Source organism: Chryseobacterium sp. CY350 (genome assembly GCF_027945075.1).
Taxonomy (GTDB): domain Bacteria; phylum Bacteroidota; class Bacteroidia; order Flavobacteriales; family Weeksellaceae; genus Chryseobacterium.
On sequence record NZ_CP116034.1, the window covers coordinates 3,191,211 to 3,213,285 of the forward strand.

Consider the following 22,075-nt stretch of genomic DNA (forward strand, 5'->3'; position numbering starts at 1 on the left):
TTTTTACAAATTACCGAAAAAAAATTGTATTACAATCCGTGTTTTTACGATATAAACAACGTGCTTTTTACGGATTATTTTAAAAAAATAGCCCCAAATTTAATTTGAGGCTATTCCTATTAAAATAATATATATGAAAAAAAACTACTTATATTTCGGCAGGTCTGAAAACCAAACCTGTTTCTTCAAAATAATCCAGCGTAATTCTGTCGCCGTCATTTACGGTTCCTGCGAGGATTTCTTTTGATAATTTATTTAAAACTTCCTGCTGAATGACTCTTTTCAAAGGTCTTGCTCCGAAAACCGGATCGTAACCTTTGTTGGTCAGATAATTCAAAGCATCCTGCGTCGCGGTCATAATGATATTTCTTTTCAGCAACAGATCATTAAAACCTCTCAACTGGTACTGAACGATTTTTCCGATTTCTTTTTTTCTTAAAGGCTGGAACAAAACCGTTTCATCAATCCTGTTTAGGAATTCCGGACGTAAGGTTTGTTTTAATAAATCAAAAACTTCAATTTTAGTTTTAGCAACAATTTCATCCTGATTTTCATCGGTAATATTCTCAAAATTCTCCTGAATTAAATGCGAACCTAAATTCGAAGTCATAATGATAATTGAGTTTTTGAAATTCACCACACGACCTTTATTATCCGTCAAACGACCATCATCCAAAACCTGTAGCAACGTGTTGAAAACATCTGGATGCGCTTTTTCAATTTCATCCAAAAGCACCACTGAATAAGGTCTTCTTCTCACTGCTTCCGTCAATTGTCCACCTTCATCATACCCAACATATCCGGGAGGCGCACCAACCAATCTTGAAACAGAATGACGTTCTTGGTACTCACTCATATCAATTCTCGTCATATTGTTTTCATCATCGAATAAAAACTCCGCCAATGCTTTTGCAAGCTCAGTTTTTCCGACACCGGTTGTTCCTAAAAATAAGAAACTTCCAATTGGTTTTTTTTCATCGCTTAACCCTGCACGATTTCTTCTAATTGCATCTGCAACCGCTTCAATCGCCTCTTCCTGACCCACCACTCTGTGATGAAGTTCGGTTTCTAAGTGCAGTAATTTTTCTCTTTCAGATTGGAGCAATTTTGTAACAGGAATTCCCGTCCATTTTCCGATTACCTCGGAGATGTTATCTGCGGTTACTTCTTCTTTAATCAACTCATTTTGATGGTTTTGCATCTCCAGTTCGAGTTTCTGCAGAGCATCTTCTTTTTCTTTGATTTTACCATACTGAATTTCAGCAACTTTGGCGTAATCTCCGGCTCTTGAAGCTCTTTCGGCTTCGAGTTTCAAAGATTCAATATCTTTTTTAATGGACGTTAAATCCTCAGATTTTTGTTTTTCTTTCAGCCATTTAGCGTTAATTTCATTTCTTTGTTCAGAAATTTTTGAAATGTCTTCCTTTAAATGGTCGATTTTGGTCTGGTTGCCTTCTCTTGAAATGGCTGCCAACTCAATTTCCATCTGCATGAGTTTTCTGTCGAGAACATCCAGCTCTTCTGGTTTCGAATTGATTTCCATTCTCAGTTTAGCCGAAGCTTCGTCAATCAAATCAATCGCTTTATCTGGCAAGAATCGATCCGAAATATATCGTTGAGACATTTCTACCGCAGCAATAATCGCTTCGTCTTTGATTCTTACTTTGTGATGTGCTTCGTATTTATCCTTTATTCCACGAAGAATTGAGATTGCAGATTCAGTATCCGGTTCTTCCACCATCACTTTTTGGAAACGTCTTTCTAAAGCTTTATCTTTTTCGAAATATTTTTGATATTCATTTAAGGTTGTCGCACCGATGGCTCTCAGTTCTCCTCTTGCCAAAGCAGGTTTTAGAATATTTGCGGCATCCATTGCGCCTTCGCCTCCTCCGGCTCCCACCAAAGTGTGGATTTCGTCGATGAAAAGAATAATTTGTCCATCTGATTTTGTCACTTCATTAATGACTGATTTCAAACGCTCTTCAAACTCACCTTTGTATTTTGCTCCGGCAATTAAAGCACCCATATCTAAAGAATACAACGTTTTATCCTGTAGATTTTCAGGAATATCGCCGCTGATAATTCTGTGCGCAATTCCTTCTGCGATCGCAGTTTTACCAACTCCCGGTTCACCAATCAGAATCGGATTGTTTTTGGTTCTTCTCGAAAGAATCTGTAAAACTCTTCTGATTTCTTCATCACGACCAATTACGGGATCAAGTTTTCCTTCTGCTGCTAATTCATTGAAATTTTTAGCGTATTTTTTTAAAGATTGATAGGTTTCTTCGGAGCTTGCAGAATTTGCAGTACTTCCTTTTCTTAATTCTTTAATTCCGCCTTCCAGAAGACTTTTGGTCACACCCATATCTTTCAAAGTTTTCGAAACTTCAGAATTGGTTTCTAAAAGTGAAAGCCATAAATGTTCGATGGTCACAAATTCATCACCCATTTTTTTAGCAATGTTCGGAGCATCAAGCAAAACTTTGTTTGCAGATTGGGAAAGATAAATATTGCCTCCCTGAACTTTCGGAAGTCGCTCTAAATTTTCACGGTTGCGTTCTCTTACTAAATTTGCATCTGCTTCAGCTTTTTTTAGTAAAAAAGGCGATATATTTTCATCTGTCTGAAAAATTCCTTCCAGAAGATGTTGAGGTTCTATTTGCTGATTGCCAAATTCCATTGCCACTTGCTGAGCGGCCTGGATGGCTTCCTGCGATTTCACAGTATATTGGTTTAAGTTCATATTGTGTATATTTTGATTCTAATTTTGTAATTGTTGTTGTAAGATTTTAAACATCAGATTTCAGACCATAAGAGTCAAAAAGTGCTAATTTTTAAAAGTAGATGTTCTAATTTCTGATGTCCTCAATCTTATCTAATCATTTAATTCTGTTAGTTGATCACAAAAAGTATTCTATTATTAAATTTATAAATTTTTAGGACAAATTTTCCGAATGTTGTATTTCTGATCTTTTAATTACAGCCAAATTTTCCGATAAGTGGGATTTATTTAAATTTATTAGATACATTATGACCTGCTAATAATTGTCAATCACTCGGAGTGAGATTTAAATCAGAATAATTACTTTTGCACTCACATCATGGAGCTTAAAGACAAACAAAAAAAAATATTAGACGTAGCCGTAGAACTTTTTAAAGAAAAAGGTTACATGGGTAGTTCGGTAAGAGATTTGGCAACAAAGCTCAACATAAAAGCAGCTTCTTTATATGCGCACATCCGTTCGAAAGAAGAAATTCTTGAATGGATCTGTTTCGGAATTGCCCAGGAATTCTTCGCCCAATTGCAGGATATTAAAAATACAGATCTTCCGCCGAAAGAGAAATTAAATTTATTTATAGATAAACATTTATCTGTTGTTTTGGAAAACCGTGATGTTACTCATATTTATTCAAACGAGTGGAAACATTTGGACGGCCGACTTCCAGAATTTATCGACATGAGGAAAAACTATCAGTTGGAGGTTGAGAAACTGCTGATCGAGATTTATGATGCGGAAAACTGGGAATTGAAATCACCGACCTTTACCACAAGATTTATTCTTCATACACTAAACAATTCTTATTTCTGGTTCAAAAGAAATATTGAATCTTCTGTTGATATCAAAGAAGAAATCAGGGATAAGATTCTTTTCGGACTTTTGGGAAATCAGAAAAGCCAATCCATATCCTAATCTCCATATTATTTAGAATTAGTTAAAATCTGACAAAAGTCAGGGTAAATTTTGTCAGATGGAAAATTCTTTTTACTTTTACCTAACAAATGTTAGTTAGTGTATGGATTTTGCAGTTGAATATCTAAAACTTGATCAATTAAGATCGCTTCAGTCTGAAAGGCTGAAGGATTTGGTGGTGTATCTCGAAGAAAAATCAGATTTTTATAAAAGAAAATTTGATGAATCAGGCATTTCAAATCATGAGATCAGGACAATTGAAGATATTTCAAAACTGCCAATTACTTACAAACAGGATTTAAGAGATAATTATCCGTTCGGATTATTTACGGTTCCGAAAAATGAACTGCAGAGAATTCACTGTTCAAGTGGGACGACGGGAAAACCAACGGTTGTTGGCTATACAAAGGAAGATGTTGATTTATTCAGTGAAGTAGTTGCAAGATCACTAAGCGCAGCCGGAGCAAAACCCGGAATGCAACTACACAACGCTTACGGCTACGGAATTTTTACCGGCGGACTTGGACTTCATTACGGAGCAGAAAAACTAGGGATGAGTGTTCTTCCGATTTCGGGAGGAATGACAACGAGGCAGGTTGATTTAATTATTGATTTTAAACCTGAAGTAATTTGTTGTTCACCGTCTTATGCTTTAACAATCGCTGATGAATTTGCGAAAAGAGGAATCTCGGCAGACGAAATCAGTTTAAAATATGCCGTTTTAGGTTCAGAACCTTGGACGGAATTGATAAGACATCATATTGAAGAAAGACTCGGTGTTCATGCAACCAATATTTATGGTTTAAGTGAAATAATCGGTCCCGGAGTATCGATGGAAGATTTTGAGGAAAAAGGAGGCTCTTACATTTGGGAAGATCATTTTTATCCTGAAATTTTAGATCCGATTACTAAAGAACCGCTTCCTTATGGTGAAGAAGGAGTTTTGGTGATTACGACTTTAACGAAAAAAGCAATGCCGCTTTTACGTTACTGGACAAATGATATTACAAGTCTCTACTACGACGAAAATGCCAAAAGAAACATGGTCAAAATGAAACCAATTTTGGGCAGAGCCGATGATATGCTGATTGTGAGAGGAGTGAATGTTTATCCAAGTCAGATTGAGGAAGCTTTTTCTCATGTGAAAGGCGTAGTTCCGAATTATTATCTGACACCAATCGAGAAAGAACAAATGTGTATTGGATTAGATATTGATCTTGAAATTGATGATGAATTGGTAGCCGAAGAAAATTTAAATATAAATTCAGATGAATATCTTATTTTCGCAGGAAATTTTGGGAAAAGCATCGAAAACGAAATAAAAAAGAGAGTGGGAATCACCACAAAAGTGAAAATTCACGCTCAGGACAGCTTACCAAAATGCGAAGGTGGAAAAATTAACAGAATATTAAAGACAAAATGAATTCATTTTATAAATTAAAAACCGTAAAAGTTCAGAAAGATACCAATGATGCAGTGAATGTAGCATTGGAAATCCCCTGTGAGCTGAAAGATAAATTCAGATTCAAACAGGGACAGTATCTGAATTTTAAACTGATGGTTAACGGCAATGAGGAGCGCCGTTCTTATTCTATCTGCAACGCGCCTAGCGAAAAAAGCAACACGCTTGAAGTTTTGGTAAAGCTTTTGGAAGGCGGAAGAGTTTCCGGTTATTTTAATGAGCATCTGCACATGGATGAGGTTTTGGAAGTGATGCCTCCGATGGGAGGATTCAATACTTCTTATCATCCGACCAATACAAAGACCTACGTTGGATTGGCTGCAGGAAGTGGAATAAGCCCTATTCTTTCTAATCTTAAAGAAAGTCTTTATCAGGAACCGAATTCAAACGCTTATCTTTTCTACAGCAACAGAAGCATGAATCATGTGATGAAGAAGGCTGAAATTGATCAGCTGGTAGAGCAGTTCAACGGAAGGCTGAAAGTGGTTTATCTGGTAAGCCGTGAAAAACACGCTGACCCGATTTTTGAAGGAAGAATTTCTCCGGAAAAATTAAATCATTTATTTGAAAGATATTCAGACATCGACGTTAAGGAAGCTACTTATTTTATTTGTGGGCCTTCGGATATGATCAAAGGGATTTCTGATTATTTGAAAAAAGAGAAGAAAGTTCCTGCGATTCAGGTTTTGTTTGAGTATTTCTCAGCTCCGGATGAAGAAGATTCTGCGGAAATGAGCGATGAATTCAAGGCAATTGCCAATATTGAAAGTATGGTAACGGTGATTATCGATGATGATGAATATTCGTTCCATTTGAATTCAAAAAAAGAGAGTATCTTAGATAAAGCATTGAAAGACAATCTTCCAGTGCCTTTTGCCTGCAAAGGAGGAGTTTGCTGTACGTGTAAAGCGGAAGTTCTCGAAGGAGAAGTCTTTATGGAGAAAAATTTCGCGCTTACCGAAGACGAAGTAGCAAGAGGTTTTGTTCTGACTTGCCAGTGTCATCCGACAACGAATGTGGTGATGCTAAATTATGATGTTTAAATTGTATTAACGATTTAATGTAAAACGTATTCATGGATACATCAATACTTTTTACATTTTATAAAAAGACAAATTATGGACTTAGAAAAATTCGTACAATACGTACACGACGAAAATAAAGTAGAACCAAAAGATGTAATGCCCGATGATTACAGAAAATTATTGGTTCGCCAGATTTCACAGCACGCACATTCTGAGATTGTCGGAATGTTGCCGGAAGCAAACTGGATCTCAAGAGCACCTTCTTTGAGAAGAAAAATGGCTCTTTTAGCTAAAGTTCAGGACGAAGCAGGTCATGGTTTATACCTTTATTCTGCAACCGAAACTTTAGGAAACGGAACCATCAGAGCAGACAGAGACGCGACTTATGAAGATATGTTGGAAGGAAAAGCGAAATACTCAAGTATTTTCAATTATCCAACTTTGAGTTGGGCGGATATCGGTGCCATCGGTTGGTTGGTTGATGGAGCTGCGATCATGAATCAGGTCATGTTGATGGGGAATTCTTATGGTCCTTATTCAAGAGCTATGGTGAAAATTTGTAAAGAAGAATCTTTCCACCAAAGACAGGGTTACGAGATTTTGATGGCACTTTGTCGTGGAACAAAACAACAGAAAGAAATGGCTCAGGCTTCACTAAACCGTTTCTGGTGGCCAGCTTTAATGATGTTTGGTCCTAATGACGACAGCTCACCAAATTCAAAAATCTCTATGAATTACAGAGTGAAAAGAGAAAGCAACGACAGTCTTCGTCAGCGATTTATCGACGTTACGGTTTCTCAAGCTGAATTTTTAGGTTTAACTGTTCCTGATAAAGACCTGAAATGGAATGAAGAAAGACAACATTACGATTTCGGGGAACTTCCTTGGGGTGAATTCATGGAAATCTTAAAAGGAAACGGACCTTGTAACAAGAAAAGATTGCAGACAAAAGTAAAAGCACAGCAGGAAAACCTTTGGGTAAAAGAGGCGGCGAAGGCTTTTGCAGAAAAACAACAAAAAGAAGTTATATAATTTGAAAATGTGCTAATTTGAGAATTTGAAAATGAACTTAGCGGTTTTATTTATAATCAAATTTTCAATTACGACACTTAATCAATTTTCAAATGAACGAATTTTCAAATTTTCAAATTAATTATGGCAAATTTAGATATGTGGGAAGTGTTTATTCAGACTAAACCGGGATTATCTCACAAACACGTTGGAATTGTACAGGCACCAACAGCAGAAATGGCTTTGCAGAACGCAAGAGACGTTTATACAAGAAGAAAAGAAGGAACTTCTGTTTGGGTTGTTCCAAGTAAATATATTGTGACTTCAGAAGGAATTGATAAAGAGGCATTCTTTGATCCGGCTGATGATAAATTGTACCGTCACCCGACGTTCTACGACATTCCAAACGATGTAAAAAATATGTAAAACAGCGATTGGCTGTTAGCTGCTGGCAATTGGCCAAAAGTTAGACGCCAAAAGCCAAAAGCTAAAATAATGAATCCATTATATAATTATTTATTAAAACTAGCAGATGACAGTTTCATTATGGGACAGCGTTTGTCTGCGTGGTGCGGTGAAGGTCCTTACTTAGAGGAAGATATTGCATTGACAAATATTGCTTTGGATGAGCTTGGTCAGGCCAACAACTTTTACGTTTACGCTTCGAGAGTTGCTGATAACGGAAAAAGTGAAGATGATTTGGCTTTCCTGAGATACGAGCATGAATATTTAAATGCCCACTGGACAGAACTTCCCAATGAAGATTATGCTCAGACCATTTTGAAAGTATATGTTTTCGCAGTGTATCAGAAATTGATGTACGAGGCATTATCAAATTCAGCAGATGAAGAACTTTCTGCTCTTGCTCAAAAATCTTTGAAAGAAGTGAGATACCATTACACTCACGCTGCTTCCTGGATGAAAATTTTCGGACAGGGAACAGAAGAAAGCAAATTGCGTCTGGAAAGAGCAGTTGAAAATATCTGGGAATACACCAAAGGTTTATTTGCAAAAATAGAAGGCGAAGATGATTTGATAGCTTTAAATATCGCTCCGAATACAGATGCTTTTTATGAAGATTTTGTATCAATTACAACAAAAGATTTTGCGGATTTCGGTTTGGAATATCCTACAAATCCTTTCATGCAGCCAAAATCAAGAACAGGTTATCATACAGAATATTTCGGATTTATGCTTTGTGAATTGCAGTATATGCAGAGAGCTTATCCGGGTTGTACTTGGTAGAGATAGAAACCTGTTAGGTTTAGAAATTATGTAGCATTTTTTATTTGTATGAAGAAATTTATATTCTTTTCATTATTTAGTTTAATGATTATCTCTTGTCAGAAAAAGGAGATAAAAGCTAAAGTGATTAATAATAGCGGAGATATTGACGAAATGTTTCAATTGAAAAAATATAAAAATCAGAAGAAGAAAAAAATCAATGATTCCATAACTCATATTACTGCTCAACAAGACTATTTTATATTGAGTGGAGATTTTGACACAAAGAACAATGCCAAAATGGGAATCTGGAGTTTAACGAACAAAACTAATTCCAAAGAAATACAAATTGACTATATAGTTTTGGGTAAGAATAAAGTTTTTGAAAATCAAATTACCTTTAAAGAACATGGAAAAATAGACTCTTCTAACAGTAAATTTTATTTGGTGGAAAATAAAACTCTACAGGGATTATTGTACAAGTTTTATTCTCCTAAAATGGAAAATGAAATTTCGAAGGAAGCTGAAGTTGTTTATACAATTTACAGAAATAGAAAAGAAATCAAAACTGATTCTATTGTTTATAAAAATGTAAAGGAAGGGAAATATCGTGCAGGTATCAAATACGATTTTAAAAAAGGAGATCATGTTGCAGGGTATTTTAGTGAAATTGTTAGTGCAAAAGATACAAAAATTAAGGATAGTCTAATATTGGGCAACAATTCAATATATTTTATAGAAAAGTTTGAATAATTTATTAAACATATTAAGTCAAGTTCCCGATCCGGAAATTCCGGTAATCAATATCGTGGAATTGGGTATTGTAAGAGAGGCAAAAGTGACGAGCGAGAATTCTTGTGAAGTGACAATTACGCCGACTTATTCTGCCTGTCCCGCTATGTTTACCATTGAGGAAGACATCATAAAAATCATGAAAGAAAACGGTTGGAATGCAAAAGTAGTCACCAAAATGTTTCCGATCTGGACAACAGATTGGATAACGGATGAAGCGAGGGAAAAACTCCGTGTTTACGGAATTTCACCTCCCGAAAAAGGAGCCGACGAACATCACATCGGAAAACCAAAAAAATGTCCTCGTTGCGGTTCGATGCATTCAAAGCAGATCAGTAGATTCGGGTCTACTTTGTGTAAGGCTTCTTACCAATGTTTAGACTGTTTAGAGCCATTTGATTATTTTAAATGCCACTAAATTAATGTAACAATTTAGCAATGTAAGAATGTAACAATTTTGAATGCAGTAAATATTGTTATACCAGTAAACTGATACAATGCTACATTTTTATGCGTAAATTTACATTAATCATAAAAATTAAAACTATGTATACACAACTCGATATTGAATCGCATTTTGGCGGAAAATTAAAAATCGCTTACCTCAATCAACCTGATACGATGAATGCTTTAACCAAGCCATCTCTGTCAGACTTGAAAGATTTTATTAAAGAATGCAGCGATGATCCTACCTTAAGATGTGTGGCGATTTCAGGAAGAGGAAGAGCTTTTTGTTCTGGTCAGAACTTAGATGATGCTTTTGTTCAGGGTAACGACCATCACGACGATGACATTATCAGGAGAATTGTAACCGATTATTACAATCCTTTGGTGCTTGAAATTACCCGTTGCAAAAAACCTGTGGTTGCTTTGGTAAACGGTCCTGCAGTTGGAGCTGGTGCAATGTTGGCGTTGATTTGTGACTTTGTTTTAGCGAATGACAAAGCTTATTTTGCTCAGGCATTCTCCAATATCGGATTGATTCCTGATACTGGTGGAACTTATTTCTTGCCTAAATTATTGGGAAGACAATTAGCGAATTATTTAGCATTTACAGGCAAAAAATTATCGGCTGAAGAATCAAAATCTTACGGTCTGGTTGCTGAAGTGTTTAGTGAAGATGAATTTAATTCAAAATCAATGGAAATTTTAGAAAAAGTTTCAAATATGCCGACAGTTGGTTTAAAATTAACAAAAAAAGCCTTCGCCGCTTCTTATGGTAATTCATTGAAAGAACAGTTAGAGTTGGAAGGCAATTTACAGCAGGAAGCCGCTGACACAGAAGATTTTAAAGAAGGTGTGCAAGCCTTTTTACAAAAAAGAAAACCTGAATATAAAGGAAAATAAAATTATAGAAATTAGAAGCTAGAGGTTAGAAATTAGTAATACAGAGAGTCTAACTTCTAATTTCTAACTTCTAATATCTGAATAAATGAAGAATATAGGAATTATCGGTGCCGGAACTATGGGAATTGGCATCGCACAAGTAGCCGCAACCAACGGATGTAAAGTTTGGGTCTATGACGCCAATGCAAAACAAGTAGAAACGGCAACCGTAGGTTTGGAAAAAACATTGACCAGATTGGTTGATAAGCAGAAAATTTCTTCAGAAAAAATGGTTGAAATTTTATCTAATATTTCCATTGCTACAGAACTGAAGGACTTCGAAGATTGCGAATTAATCATTGAAGCGATCATCGAAAATAAAGAAATCAAGACCAAAGTTTTCACAGAATTGGAAAATCATGTTTCTGAAAGCTGTGTTATCGCTTCCAATACATCATCCATTTCAATGACTTCTCTTGGTGCAGAATTACAAAAACCGGAGCGTTTCATCGGAATTCACTTTTTCAATCCGGCTCCTTTGATGCCTTTAGTGGAAATTATTCCATCTTTAATTACAGAAAAATTTTTAGCCGAAAAAATGTACAACCTCATGAAAGATTGGGGTAAAGTTCCTGTGATTGCTAAAGATATTCCTGGATTTATTGTTAACAGAATTGCTCGTCCTTATTACGGTGAAGGATTGAGAATTGTTGAAGAAAACATTGCCACTATAGAACAGGTTGATGAAGCGATGAAAACAATCGGAAACTTCAAAATGGGACCTTTTGAATTAATGGATTTAATTGGTGTTGATGTGAATTTTTCGGTAACTAAAACTGTTTACAACGAATATTTCTACGATCCGAAATACAAACCATCTCTTCTTCAGCAAAGAATGTCTGAAGCTAAACTTCATGGCAGAAAAACAGGAAAAGGGTTTTACAATTATGCTGAAGGCACTTTAAAACCAGAACCTGTAAAAGATGATGCTCTTTATCAGCAAATATTTTTAAGAATTATTTCAATGTTGATCAACGAAGCGGTTGAAGCAAAAAGACTAGGTGTTGCCAACGACGAAGATATCGAATTAGCAATGCAGAAAGGTGTAAATTATCCAAAAGGATTATTGGCTTGGGGAAAAGAAATAGGATATGATAAAATCTCTGAAATCCTACAAAATCTTTACGAAGAATATCAGGAGGAGAGATACAGGCAAAGTCCATTATTACGTAAATTAAAAAATTTATGAATCCAAGACAGGTTGCAGAATATATGTTCGATCAGGATTATTTTTCCCAATGGATGAATATCAAAATGATCGAAGTCAAAGAAAATTATTGTTTACTGGAGATGCCCATCAAAAAGGAAATGATCAATGGGTTGAAAACGGTTCACGGAGGCGTTACGTTTGCTTTTGCAGATTCTGCATTGGCGTTTTCGTCCAACAATTCCGGAGATGCGGCAGTTGCATTAAACTGTATCATTAATTTCACCAAAGCCGGTAAAGAAGGTGACACTTTCAGAGCAGTAAGCGTTTTAGTAAATGACACCAGAAAAACTGCTGTTTTCGATATTAAAATTACCAATCAAAACAACGACTTGATTGCAAAATTCGTCGGAACAGTCTATAAAATCGGAAAGAAAGTAACAGAATTATAAATAAGCAGTAAGCTTCAGGCAATAGGCAATAAGCTTTTTTCAAAGCTGGCAAAGCCTACTGCTTAAAGCCTAAAGCCTAAAGCAAATAAAAATGAACAACGTATACATCATAGATTACATCAGAACTCCCATTTCAAAATTAGGCGGAGGTTTATCAGAAGTTCGTGCTGATGATTTGGCAGCAATCGTTTTAAAAGAAATCGTTGCAAGAAACCCTGAAGTTCCAGTTGAAGAAATTGAAGACGTTATTTTCGGATGCGCAAATCAGGCAGGTGAAGACAACAGAAACGTTGCAAGAATGGGACTTTTATTGGCTGGACTTCCTTACAAAATCGGAGGTGAAACCGTAAACCGATTGTGCGCTTCAGGAATGTCGGCGGTAGCTAATGCTTTCCGTTCGATTGCTTCAGGAGAAGGTGAAATTTACATTGCCGGTGGAGTAGAGCACATGACACGTTCACCTTATGTAATGTCAAAACCAAGCACAGCTTTCGGGAGAGACAGCCAGATGTTTGATACGACTTTCGGATGGAGATTTGTAAATCCCAAAATGAAAGAAATGTACGGCGTTGATGCGATGGGAGACACTGCTGAAAATTTAGCGGAAATGCATAACATTAGCCGTGAAGATCAGGATAAATTTGCACTTTGGTCTCAGCAAAAAGCTACAAAAGCTCAGGAAAGCGGAAGATTGGCCGAAGAAATCGTAGAAGTTGAAATTCCACAAAGAAAAGGCGAACCGAAAGTTTTCGATAAAGACGAATTCATCAAGCCAACTTCTTCAATGGAAGGATTGGGGAAATTGCGTCCGGCTTTCAAAAAAGAAGGTGGAACAGTTACCGCAGGAAACGCTTCAGGAATGAACGACGGCGCAGCAGCTCTTATTTTAGCAAGTGAAGAAGCGATTAAAAAATATGGTTTAAAACCTAAAGCAAAGATTTTAGGATCTTCCGTTGCCGGTGTTGAACCAAGAATTATGGGAATCGGGCCGGTTGAAGCAACTCAGAAACTATTAAAAAGATTAAATCTGTCATTAGAAGATATGGATGTAATCGAACTGAACGAAGCTTTTGCCGCTCAATCTTTAGCAGTAACAAGAAGTTTAGGATTACAAGATGACGATTCAAGATTGAATCCCAACGGAGGAGCTATCGCAATCGGTCATCCACTTGGAGTTTCAGGAGCAAGAATCATCGGTTCAGCAGCTATAGAACTTCAAAAACAGAATAAAAAATATGCGTTGTGTACGCTTTGTATCGGTGTAGGACAAGGTTATGCAATGGTAATTGAAAAAGTGTAACTTTTTTAAAAATGTAACAGTATAACAATGAACCAATATAACAGTCTACCGATTTAACAATATTTGTGCGCTTTGTCATGCTGAGCCTGTCGAAGCATCTAATTGGTACATTGGCAAATTGATACATTGTTAAATTAAATTTTGAATTAAAAATTTATGAATATCTTCTCATATCACGGAATTCGTCCTATCATAAAAACTTCTGCTTATGTTCACCCACAAGCGGTGATTATTGGAAATGTGGAAATTGGCGAAGAAGTTTATATCGGACCAAACGCAGTTATTCGTGGCGACTGGGGTAAAATCATCATCAAAGACGGTGCAAATGTTCAGGAAAACTGTACGCTTCACGTTTTTCCTGGCATTGAAACCATTTTGGAAGAATCTGCGCACATCGGTCACGGTGCGATTATTCATTCCGGACATATCGGTAGAAACTGTTTGGTTGGAATGAATGCTGTTGTAATGGACAAAGCCGTAATCGGTGATGAATGCATCATCGGAGCACTGGCTTTTGTTCCTGCGAATTTCAGATGTGATGCAAGAAAATTAATTGTTGGAAGTCCTGCAAAAATCATTCGTGATGTTTCTGATGAAATGATCAAATGGAAAACGGAAGGAACAAAACTTTATCAGGAATTAGCGAGAGAAGGGAAAGATGCGATTTTACCTTGCGAGCCGTTTACAGAATATGTTCAGCAAATTCCAACGAAGGTTGTGGATTACAGTATTTGGGATGATGTGAAATAATTCTACTTAAATTTAATATGATTAAAAAGATATTCATTTTCGCCACCATTTTATTTACATATCAGTTCATGGTTTTTGCCCAAAATGGAAATGTAAAACCTTTGAATATTGGGGAGATAAGAACATTCAAATCTAAAATTTTAAATGAAGACAGAACGTTGAATATTTATCTTCCGCAGAATTTCGACAAAATAAAATCTTACCCGGTGATCTATCTTTTGGATGGAAGCTTGAATGAAGATTTTATTCACGTTACAGGATTGGTTCAATTCTTTAATCAAATGTATTCAATGCCGGAAACAATCGTTGTTGGAATTGCCAATGTTGACAGAAAAAAAGACTTTACTTTTCATACAGATTTAAAAGATTTACAGAAGGATTATCCAACAACCGGACATTCAGATAAATTCATCAGTTTTCTTGAAAAAGAATTAAAACCGTATATCGAAAGTCAGTTTAAAACGACCGATACGTATATCTTTGGTCAATCTCTTGGTGGACTTTTAGCAACAGAAATTTTGTTGAAGAAGCCTGAAATGTTTGATAATTATTTTATCATCAGCCCGAGTTTATGGTGGGACGATGAAAGTCTTTTAAAAAAGGCAAATCAGTTGTTATCTAAATCATCTGATACGAAGAAATTTGTTTACATTTCTGTCGGAAAAGATGAACATAAAGTGATGGTTAAAGATGCAGAAGATTTTTATGAAATTCTTAAAAAATCAAATAAGAAAAACTGGACGGTAGAATATAAAATGATGGATTTAGACAATCACGCAACGATTCTCCACCGAAGTTTGTATGAGGGTTTGGTTAAATTGTTCCCATATCAGGAACCGAAATAAGAGATTCACTCAAAATAATATTTGTAATATGAAAGTTAGTTTCTGCATATTTTTTTTAATGGGTTTGCTTTTGAGCAGCTGTAAATCTACATCTGTTTTTAAGGATATTTCCTTCACAAAAAACCATGTGGGAAACGAAATTAAATTGAATATTTTTACCCCAAAAAAGACTGATAAAAACTATCCTGTTCTAATGTTTGTACACGGTGGAAACTGGAATACAGGAAATAAAAAAACTTATAATCTGATGGGTAAAAACTTTGCCCGAAAAAACATCATTGCGGTTATTCCGGATTATACTTTGAGTCCGAATGCTGATGTTGATCAGATGACAAAAGAAGTAGCAGCAGCAATAAAATTTACCAAAGAAAATGTTCAGAAATATCATGGAAATCCGCAAAAGATTTTTGTATCGGGACATTCCGCTGGCGGTCAGTTAGCGGCTTCTGCAGTGATGAATCCAAAATTTCAGATTTCTGAAAATACAGTATCTGGGATTATTTTAATTGATGCTGCAGGAATTGACATGAAGAATTATTTAGAACAAAATCCTCCGACATCAGAAAGCAATTATGATGTGACGTGGAGTCAAGATCCACAAAAATGGAAAGAGGCTTCTCCGATTTATTTTATTAACGAAAAGACACCACCTTTTTTAATTTATGTGGGTGAAAAAACCTATCCATCGATTAAAGTCGCCAATGAAAATTTTTTGGAAGCGCTTCATCCTTTTCAACCCATAGTAAAACCGATATTTTTAAATAAAAAGCATGTTCCAATGGTGGTACAATATTTTTTTCCCTGGAGTAAAAGATTTGATGAAACTTTGGAATTTATTAAGAATGTAAAATAACATTTTTTAATTGGAGATGAGTAATTACCTAAAGAAGTATTGGATTTTAATTTTAATTGTAATAATTGGAATCAATTTTTTGGGATTTTATTTTGTCAAAGAATCAATTGAGATTTCAGATGCTTTAGAACATGCAGAGTCAGCTGAAATAATAGAAAATCTTAAAAGAAAAGATTTTTTCTACACATCATTTATCAGAATCGTATTGATTTTAGATGGTCTGTTGATTCTTTTTTTACCATATCTAATTATTAAAAGTATTAAAAAATTTAATTTAAGTAAAAAGTAAAAAACAATATGCAAAAACTAAAAAACTATATTCACGGCGAATGGATTGAAGGTACTGGAAACGGAATTCCTTTGTATAATGCTGTAACAGGAGAGCAGGTTGCCGTTTCGGATACGGAAGGTTTGAATTTCGAGCAGGCTCTTGACTACGGAAGAACAGTCGGTTATAAAAATCTTTCATCCATGACGTTTTACGATCGTGGTGAAATGTTGAAAAAAGTTGCGTTGTATCTTTTAGAAAGAAAGAAAAAATATTACGAATTATCCTATAAAACCGGAGCCACCCACACCGATTCCTGGGTAGATATTGAAGGTGGTTTTGGTACATTCTTTACCTATTCGGGATTAGCAAAAAGAATGCTTCCGAATACTCCGTTTTGGGTAGATGGTGACACTCAGAAAATTTCTGCAAACGGAACTTTTTTAGGAACTCATATTTTAACGCCAAGTGAGGGCGTTTCTGTACAAATTAATGCTTATAATTTTCCGGTTTGGGGAATGCTTGAAAAACTTTCGACTTCTTTGTTGGCGGGAGTTCCAAGTATTGTAAAGCCTTCGCCTTACGGTTCTTATTTAACGAATGCCGTTTTTCAGGATATGATTGAAAGTGGCGTTCTTCCGGAAGGTGCGCTTCAATTGGTTTGTGGCGAACCGGGAAATATTCTGGATTACGTTCAGGATGGAGATTCTGTTCTCTTCACAGGTTCTGCAACGACTGGGAAAAAATTAAAATCTTTACCTTCAGTTTCAGGAAATTCTGTTCGTTTCAATATGGAAGCAGATTCTTTGAATTGTTCGATACTTGGCTTGGATGCAAAACCGGGAACTCCTGAATTTGATTTGTTCATCAAAGAAGTCCGCAATGAAATGACCACTAAAGCCGGACAAAAATGTACGGCGATCAGAAGAATTTTGGTTCCGGAAAACTTAATTGGCGATGTTCAAAATGCTTTATCTAAAGCTTTAGACCAGACAAAAATTGGAAGTCCGCTAAGCAGAGAAACAAGAATGGGTTCTTTGGTCGGAAGACAGCAATATGACGAAGTTTTAAGAAAAGTAGATATTCTGAAAACAGAAAATGAACTGATTTACGACGGCAAACATGAATTGGTAGATGCTGATTACGAAAATGGTGCATTTATGTCTCCGAAATTATTCTTAAATGATTCTCCTTTCACTAAAAATATCTCTCATGACGTTGAAGCTTTCGGTCCGGTTTCTACTTTGATGCCTTACAAAGATGCGGATGAAGCGGCTGCTTTGGCAAAAAGAGGAAAAGGAAGCCTTGTCGGCTCAATTATTTCTCACGACGAGAAATTTGTAGCTGAAACTTCGTGGAAGATGGCTTCTCAGCACGGGAGAATTTTCGTATTAAACAGACATAATGCCAAAGAAAGCACAGGTCACGGTTCGCCACTTCCGACTTTGATGCACGGTGGCCCCGGAAGAGCAGGAGGCGGTGAGGAAATGGGCGGACTGAATGGTCTTCATTTCTTCCTGCAGAAAACAGCAATTCAGGGTTCGCCGGATATTTTGACGGCAATTACAAAAGTTTATCAGCAAGGCGCTGAGAAAAAATATTCAGACAAACATCCTTTCCAGAAATATTTCGAAGAAGTTGAGGTCGGAGATTCTCTAGAAACAGCAGGTAGAACGGTAACTGATGCCGATATCGTGAATTTCTCTAATGTTTCATGGGATCACTTTTACGCACACACAGACGCAACAAGTTTGACGGGAACAATCTTTGATAAAACTGTTGCTCACGGATATTTTATCCTTTCTGCAGCTGCCGGATTATTCGTATCAGGAAAAAAAGGACCAGTTATCGCCAATTACGGTTTAGAAAACTGTTCGTTTTTCAAGCCTGTTTACGCAGGAGATACAATTACGGTTTATTTGACTGCAAAAGAAAAGATCAACAGAGGAGTAAAAGGAAGAAATATTCCTTCAGGAGTTGTAAAATGGTTGGTTGAGGTGATTAACCAGAGAGACGAGGTAGTTTGTGTGGCAACGATTCTTACGTTGGTTGCAAAACAGTCTTCTTTTATTGATTTTAAAGTTCAGAATATTCAGAAAAAGTTAAATGGCTTAACTGAAAATACAAAACCTGTTTTCGGAAATTTCACTCCGCAGTTAATGGTTGAGCATTTGGAAGAAGTTTTAAGAAACGGTTTAGGAAATTTAAAACCTGAAGATTTTGATGACATTCCAGCTGACAAACTCGAAAAACTTCAGGATTGGCTGTATACAGACAAGAAAATCCGTCCTGGAGCACAGTATCCTTTATTGAAAGAAGGTGAAGTTCCTCAGAATAAAAATAAAAATCTGGAGGCGGCTAAAAATCAGTTAGTTGAAACTTTAAAGGAGTTTATTGTTTATTATAAAGAAAATCCTTTTAAGGAACATTACCACCCTAGATTCGGACATTTGAATAAAGAGATGATGGAACTTTTCCAGAGAAAACATTTTACGCATCATTTTGAGCAGTTTGGATTGATTTAAATTCAAAATAAATCATCAATTATACATCCCTTTTAGCTTTTGCTGAAAGGGATTTTTTATAATATTAAACATGAAATTTTTAAGTTACCATTTCCAGTTTATTTGTGAATATCAAGCTTTTTTCAGATGAAAATTTTAAAAAGATGTGTTCCGGATATTCAAATTATAAACCACTAGAAAAATAATTTAATAAATATCTGTATTATTTTGAACTGAGATTCTGTCTTTCATAATTAAATTATGGTATTTATTTTTAAAATAATTCACACATCTTTAAACAATTTGGTGTGATTTAATCAAATAAATTATTGATATTTGAGGAAGTTTTAGAGGACTTATTTTTAACAATAAAATATTATGGAAACAGAATTTTTCAAGGATTTCGACTTTAAGGGTTTTTGGAGTGAGTGCAGCTATTCTGCCAGAGATTATATTGGTGCTTTTCCGGATGAGGAGATGATTGTTTCTGTAGAAAAGGAACTTGGCTATAAACTACCGGGTTCTTACATTCAGATGATGAAATTGCAGAATGGAGGTCTGGCAAATAAGTCTGTATTTCCGACTTCTGAGGCTAATTCATGGGCAGATGATCATGTGGCAATCAACGGAATAATGGGTATCGGAAGGGAAAGAATATATTCTCTCTGCGGAGAACAAGGCAGTCAGTTTATGATTGACGAGTGGGGCTATCCGGCGATTGGAATTTATTTTGCAGACTGTCCTTCTGCGGGACACGATATGGTTCTTCTTGATTACTCGAACTGCGGCAGAGAAGGCGAGCCGGAGGTTGTGCATATTGATCAGGAAAACGATTTTAAAAAAACTTTTCTTGCAAAAGATTTTGAAACTTTTATCAGAGGTCTGAGAGAAGAGGAAGAATTTGATGTAGAATAATATGCATCACCATAATTTTGCGGATAAAGTTGTTGAGTTTAATACCAACCTGCATTATTCAGGAACTTTGCCCTCTGATTTCGAAGTCTTAAATCCCTACCTGAATAATCCAGAAACGCTCTCGGTAATGCAGCAGTTTTATCGGAAATATTACAGCGATTACGATCAGCGGAAATTTATCATCGGTATCAATCCGAGTCGTCACGGAGCTGGAATTACAGGTGTCCCGTTTACCGATACGAAAAGGCTGGAAAACGTTTGCGGCATCAAAATGATGTCTGCACGTACTCACGAAATTTCATCTGTTTTTATTTACGATATGATCGCTGCTTATGGCGGTGCTGAGAAATTTTATAAAGAATTTTACATCAACTCTCCATTTCCTTTAGCAATTGTCAGGAAGTCGAAAGGCAGCTGGATCAATGCCAATTATTATGATGATAAGGCGCTTTTTAGCGATGTGAAAAATTTCATGATCAATTCTTTACAAAAACATATCAGTTTGGGTCTAGATATTTCTGAAGTTTTTGTTCTCGGTAAAAAGAATGCAGATTTTATGTCTAAATTAAATTCGGAGGCAAAATTGTTTGCGAAAATGACGGTTTTGGAACATCCTAGATATATTCAGCAATACAAATCAAAGGAAAAAGATCTTTATATCGACAAGTATATTTTAGCTTTAAAAAAAATGAATTATTTAAATGATGATAGGTAATTTTAATTGACGTATTTGTTTTAGAAAAAAATCTTCAGGAGTAATTTGGGTCGATAAAAAATAAAAACCTTCGAGTGATTTCAAAGGTTTAATCATTCATGTAATAGAATCATCATCTGAAAACTATATCATCAAGTTTTCATGGGCGATAGTTTTTGGCAGATTTATAATTTCTTATCGATTTTTTTCTGCCTTACATGATTAGATAGTCCTCTCATCACTTAGTTTTTACCTAATCATGTCACAAAGAAACAAATTCTTTTGTGATAATTTTTCAGTAGAAATACCAATTTTAGAGATTCAGTAATTATACGCAATCTTGCAGTTTTATAATTTAAAAGGAAGATCGTAGATTCCGTTTACCACAGCATAAATCACCATTCCGACCGTATTTTTTGCGCCGATTTTATCTAAAATTCTCTGTCGGTGACTTTCAATTGTTCTGGGACTCAACGATAATTTTTCTGCGATTTCGTTATTTGTAAGTTCTTTGCAGATCAGTCGCACCACTTCTTTTTCTCTTTCAGAAAGCTCATCATTTTCATTAAATAAACCTTTGTTTTTTTGCGAGTCATTAAGGTACGATAAAAGTAATCTGTGGTCTTCAGCGGTGAAATACACTCCGTTTTTATGAACCCGCGTAATCGCTTCGATAAAGGTTTTTTTATCTGAATTTTTCGGCAAAAATGCAGAAACCCCAAGCTTTACCATGTAGCCCAGAACACTGCTTTTGTAGTGAGAAGAAAGAATGATGATCTTGAGTTCCGGATATGTTTCTCGAAGAATCTCTACAAGCTCAAAACCGTCCATCGGGTGCATTTGGATGTCGACCAGACAAATGTGCGGAAACTCTTGTGGCGAGATGCTTCTAAGGCTGTCGAGAAAATCATCACCATTATTTGATGTGATGGTAACGGAAATGCTCTGTTCCGTAGAAAGAAGCATTTTTACTCCTTCCACGATCAGCTGTTCGTCGTCTATTATGGCGATATTGGTGATCATATAGTTGCTTTTTGCTGAATTTTAATGATAAGCTGTGTCCTTTTTCCGATTATATTTTTCCATTTGTACACTGCGTCCAGAGATTGCAGTCGGGATTCGATATTTTTAATGCCCATTCCTCTTTTCGTTTCATCATATATAAAGCTGTTTCCGTTATCCATAATGATTATTGCAAGACTGTCTCTATTATCTTTTATGTAAATTGTAATCTCGGTTGCTGATGAATGTTTAATCACATTTGTTGTAAATTCCTGAATAATCCTGTAGATCTGAACCTCAGTAAATATATCTTTTTTATGATATTCTGAATTGACGTTCAAATTGATTTTTATTTTTTGAGAAAGGTTTGTGATCAATTCTTCAATGTATAAAATGAGCCCGAGCTTTTCGAGATTTACAGGATAGAGAGAATGCGAAATGCTTCTCGCAGCGTCAATTAATTCCGAGATTTGCTTAGATATTACTTTTTCCGTCGCTTCTTTATTGTTGATGTCAATATTATGAATCCACAGGGAGAGAATATTGAGACGGTTACCAATGTCATCGTGCACCAGGATTGCCATTCTTTTTCGCTCATCTTCCTGAATCAGGGTTCCTTCCATCGCAAGGTTTTTCTGATGAAGAATTTCCAGATCGTGCTGCCTGTTTTTTTCACTGATGATTCTCTCTGTGAAAAGCTTGTAAGCCAGCAATATAAAAACCATGATAATTATTAGAGCAATAATTAACACG

21 protein-coding genes are annotated in these 22,075 nt (G+C 35.8%); 18 read left to right on the forward strand and 3 right to left on the reverse strand.

The window, feature by feature from the left end:
- Positions 1 to 148 precede the first annotated feature (148 nt).
- Positions 149 to 2,743 carry an ATP-dependent chaperone ClpB gene (gene clpB / locus PGH12_RS14905; protein WP_267599856.1) on the reverse strand — a complete coding sequence of 865 codons (2,595 nt, stop codon included), beginning with the start codon at positions 2,741 to 2,743 and terminating at the stop codon, positions 149 to 151.
- Positions 2,744 to 3,101: 358 nt separating this feature from the next.
- Here clpB and PGH12_RS14910 point away from each other — a divergent pair, with 358 nt between their 5' ends.
- The 18 genes from PGH12_RS14910 (at position 3,102) to PGH12_RS14995 (ending at position 20,341) form a co-directional block, all read left to right on the forward strand.
- Positions 3,102 to 3,692: a TetR/AcrR family transcriptional regulator gene (locus PGH12_RS14910; protein WP_267599857.1), complete on the forward strand. Its 591-nt coding sequence runs from the start codon at positions 3,102 to 3,104 to the stop codon at positions 3,690 to 3,692.
- A gap of 103 nt (positions 3,693 to 3,795) precedes the next feature.
- Positions 3,796 to 5,115: a phenylacetate--CoA ligase family protein gene (locus tag PGH12_RS14915; RefSeq protein WP_267599858.1), complete on the forward strand. Its 1,320-nt coding sequence runs from the start codon at positions 3,796 to 3,798 to the stop codon at positions 5,113 to 5,115.
- Positions 5,112 to 6,197 carry a 2Fe-2S iron-sulfur cluster-binding protein gene (locus tag PGH12_RS14920; RefSeq protein WP_267599859.1) on the forward strand — a complete coding sequence of 362 codons (1,086 nt, stop codon included), beginning with the start codon at positions 5,112 to 5,114 and terminating at the stop codon, positions 6,195 to 6,197. The genes PGH12_RS14915 and PGH12_RS14920 overlap by 4 nt, the downstream gene beginning before the upstream one ends.
- Before the next feature lie 75 nt (positions 6,198 to 6,272).
- Positions 6,273 to 7,211 (forward strand): 1,2-phenylacetyl-CoA epoxidase subunit PaaA, encoded by a 939-nt coding sequence (paaA, locus tag PGH12_RS14925; RefSeq protein ID WP_267599860.1) that lies wholly within the window; start codon positions 6,273 to 6,275, stop codon positions 7,209 to 7,211.
- Between the two features lie 123 nt (positions 7,212 to 7,334).
- The gene (gene paaB, locus PGH12_RS14930) at positions 7,335 to 7,616 is read left to right on the forward strand and encodes a 1,2-phenylacetyl-CoA epoxidase subunit PaaB (RefSeq protein WP_034679196.1); all 282 of its coding nucleotides are present in this window, start codon (positions 7,335 to 7,337) and stop codon (positions 7,614 to 7,616) included.
- 66 nt (positions 7,617 to 7,682) lie between these two features.
- Positions 7,683 to 8,435 carry a 1,2-phenylacetyl-CoA epoxidase subunit PaaC gene (paaC, locus tag PGH12_RS14935; RefSeq protein ID WP_476385122.1) on the forward strand — a complete coding sequence of 251 codons (753 nt, stop codon included), beginning with the start codon at positions 7,683 to 7,685 and terminating at the stop codon, positions 8,433 to 8,435.
- A gap of 162 nt (positions 8,436 to 8,597) precedes the next feature.
- Positions 8,598 to 9,167, forward strand: a complete 570-nt coding sequence (locus PGH12_RS14940) for a hypothetical protein (protein ID WP_267599861.1) — start codon at positions 8,598 to 8,600, stop codon at positions 9,165 to 9,167.
- A complete protein-coding gene (gene paaD / locus PGH12_RS14945; RefSeq protein WP_267599862.1) occupies positions 9,160 to 9,624 on the forward strand; it encodes a 1,2-phenylacetyl-CoA epoxidase subunit PaaD in 465 nt (154 codons plus the stop codon). Before PGH12_RS14940 ends, paaD begins: the two co-directional genes overlap by 8 nt.
- Positions 9,625 to 9,752: 128 nt before the next feature.
- On the forward strand, positions 9,753 to 10,553 hold the full coding sequence (locus PGH12_RS14950; protein ID WP_267599863.1) for an enoyl-CoA hydratase/isomerase family protein: 801 nt from the start codon (positions 9,753 to 9,755) through the stop codon (positions 10,551 to 10,553).
- A gap of 85 nt (positions 10,554 to 10,638) precedes the next feature.
- Positions 10,639 to 11,781 carry a 3-hydroxyacyl-CoA dehydrogenase NAD-binding domain-containing protein gene (locus PGH12_RS14955; protein ID WP_267599864.1) on the forward strand — a complete coding sequence of 381 codons (1,143 nt, stop codon included), beginning with the start codon at positions 10,639 to 10,641 and terminating at the stop codon, positions 11,779 to 11,781.
- Complete coding sequence (locus PGH12_RS14960; RefSeq protein ID WP_267599865.1) at positions 11,778 to 12,191, forward strand: PaaI family thioesterase; 414 nt, start codon at positions 11,778 to 11,780, stop codon at positions 12,189 to 12,191. Before PGH12_RS14955 ends, PGH12_RS14960 begins: the two co-directional genes overlap by 4 nt.
- Before the next feature lie 91 nt (positions 12,192 to 12,282).
- A complete protein-coding gene (pcaF, locus tag PGH12_RS14965; RefSeq protein WP_267599866.1) occupies positions 12,283 to 13,491 on the forward strand; it encodes a 3-oxoadipyl-CoA thiolase in 1,209 nt (402 codons plus the stop codon).
- Positions 13,492 to 13,647: 156 nt separating this feature from the next.
- On the forward strand, positions 13,648 to 14,241 hold the full coding sequence (locus PGH12_RS14970; protein WP_267599867.1) for an acyltransferase: 594 nt from the start codon (positions 13,648 to 13,650) through the stop codon (positions 14,239 to 14,241).
- A 17-nt stretch (positions 14,242 to 14,258) separates the two neighbouring features.
- On the forward strand, positions 14,259 to 15,086 hold the full coding sequence (locus tag PGH12_RS14975; RefSeq protein ID WP_267599868.1) for an alpha/beta hydrolase: 828 nt from the start codon (positions 14,259 to 14,261) through the stop codon (positions 15,084 to 15,086).
- A 127-nt stretch (positions 15,087 to 15,213) separates the two neighbouring features.
- On the forward strand, positions 15,214 to 15,939 hold the full coding sequence (locus tag PGH12_RS14980) for an alpha/beta hydrolase (RefSeq protein WP_324290990.1): 726 nt from the start codon (positions 15,214 to 15,216) through the stop codon (positions 15,937 to 15,939).
- A gap of 297 nt (positions 15,940 to 16,236) precedes the next feature.
- Positions 16,237 to 18,732 (forward strand): phenylacetic acid degradation bifunctional protein PaaZ, encoded by a 2,496-nt coding sequence (gene paaZ, locus PGH12_RS14985; protein WP_267599870.1) that lies wholly within the window; start codon positions 16,237 to 16,239, stop codon positions 18,730 to 18,732.
- Between the two features lie 357 nt (positions 18,733 to 19,089).
- Positions 19,090 to 19,626 carry an SMI1/KNR4 family protein gene (locus tag PGH12_RS14990; RefSeq protein WP_267599871.1) on the forward strand — a complete coding sequence of 179 codons (537 nt, stop codon included), beginning with the start codon at positions 19,090 to 19,092 and terminating at the stop codon, positions 19,624 to 19,626.
- A 1-nt stretch (position 19,627) separates the two neighbouring features.
- The gene (locus tag PGH12_RS14995; RefSeq protein ID WP_267599872.1) at positions 19,628 to 20,341 is read left to right on the forward strand and encodes an SMUG2 DNA glycosylase family protein; all 714 of its coding nucleotides are present in this window, start codon (positions 19,628 to 19,630) and stop codon (positions 20,339 to 20,341) included.
- A 327-nt stretch (positions 20,342 to 20,668) separates the two neighbouring features.
- Here PGH12_RS14995 and PGH12_RS15000 read toward each other — a convergent pair whose 3' ends face one another.
- Both PGH12_RS15000 and PGH12_RS15005 read right to left on the reverse strand, forming a co-directional pair.
- On the reverse strand, positions 20,669 to 21,343 hold the full coding sequence (locus PGH12_RS15000; RefSeq protein WP_267599873.1) for a response regulator transcription factor: 675 nt from the start codon (positions 21,341 to 21,343) through the stop codon (positions 20,669 to 20,671).
- Entirely contained in the window at positions 21,340 to 22,047 is a 708-nt protein-coding gene (locus tag PGH12_RS15005) for a sensor histidine kinase (protein WP_267599874.1), read from the reverse strand. Before PGH12_RS15005 ends, PGH12_RS15000 begins: the two co-directional genes overlap by 4 nt.
- Between the last annotated feature and the right edge of the window lie 28 nt (positions 22,048 to 22,075).

What these genes read in the sequence shown, in the direction of transcription:
- clpB (WP_267599856.1), bottom strand. Translation starts at nt 2,743, where the DNA reads ATGAACTTAAACCAATATACTGTGAAATCGCAGGAAGCCATCCAGGCC.
- PGH12_RS14910 (WP_267599857.1), top strand. Translation starts at nt 3,102, where the DNA reads ATGGAGCTTAAAGACAAACAAAAAAAAATATTAGACGTAGCCGTAGAA.
- PGH12_RS14915 (WP_267599858.1), top strand. Translation starts at nt 3,796, where the DNA reads ATGGATTTTGCAGTTGAATATCTAAAACTTGATCAATTAAGATCGCTT.
- PGH12_RS14920 (WP_267599859.1), top strand. Translation starts at nt 5,112, where the DNA reads ATGAATTCATTTTATAAATTAAAAACCGTAAAAGTTCAGAAAGATACC.
- paaA (WP_267599860.1), top strand. Translation starts at nt 6,273, where the DNA reads ATGGACTTAGAAAAATTCGTACAATACGTACACGACGAAAATAAAGTA.
- paaB (WP_034679196.1), top strand. Translation starts at nt 7,335, where the DNA reads ATGGCAAATTTAGATATGTGGGAAGTGTTTATTCAGACTAAACCGGGA.
- PGH12_RS14950 (WP_267599863.1), top strand. Translation starts at nt 9,753, where the DNA reads ATGTATACACAACTCGATATTGAATCGCATTTTGGCGGAAAATTAAAA.
- PGH12_RS14955 (WP_267599864.1), top strand. Translation starts at nt 10,639, where the DNA reads ATGAAGAATATAGGAATTATCGGTGCCGGAACTATGGGAATTGGCATC.
- PGH12_RS14960 (WP_267599865.1), top strand. Translation starts at nt 11,778, where the DNA reads ATGAATCCAAGACAGGTTGCAGAATATATGTTCGATCAGGATTATTTT.
- pcaF (WP_267599866.1), top strand. Translation starts at nt 12,283, where the DNA reads ATGAACAACGTATACATCATAGATTACATCAGAACTCCCATTTCAAAA.
- PGH12_RS14970 (WP_267599867.1), top strand. Translation starts at nt 13,648, where the DNA reads ATGAATATCTTCTCATATCACGGAATTCGTCCTATCATAAAAACTTCT.
- PGH12_RS14975 (WP_267599868.1), top strand. Translation starts at nt 14,259, where the DNA reads ATGATTAAAAAGATATTCATTTTCGCCACCATTTTATTTACATATCAG.
- paaZ (WP_267599870.1), top strand. Translation starts at nt 16,237, where the DNA reads ATGCAAAAACTAAAAAACTATATTCACGGCGAATGGATTGAAGGTACT.
- PGH12_RS14990 (WP_267599871.1), top strand. Translation starts at nt 19,090, where the DNA reads ATGGAAACAGAATTTTTCAAGGATTTCGACTTTAAGGGTTTTTGGAGT.
- PGH12_RS14995 (WP_267599872.1), top strand. Translation starts at nt 19,628, where the DNA reads ATGCATCACCATAATTTTGCGGATAAAGTTGTTGAGTTTAATACCAAC.
- PGH12_RS15000 (WP_267599873.1), bottom strand. Translation starts at nt 21,343, where the DNA reads ATGATCACCAATATCGCCATAATAGACGACGAACAGCTGATCGTGGAA.
- PGH12_RS15005 (WP_267599874.1), bottom strand. Translation starts at nt 22,047, where the DNA reads ATGGTTTTTATATTGCTGGCTTACAAGCTTTTCACAGAGAGAATCATC.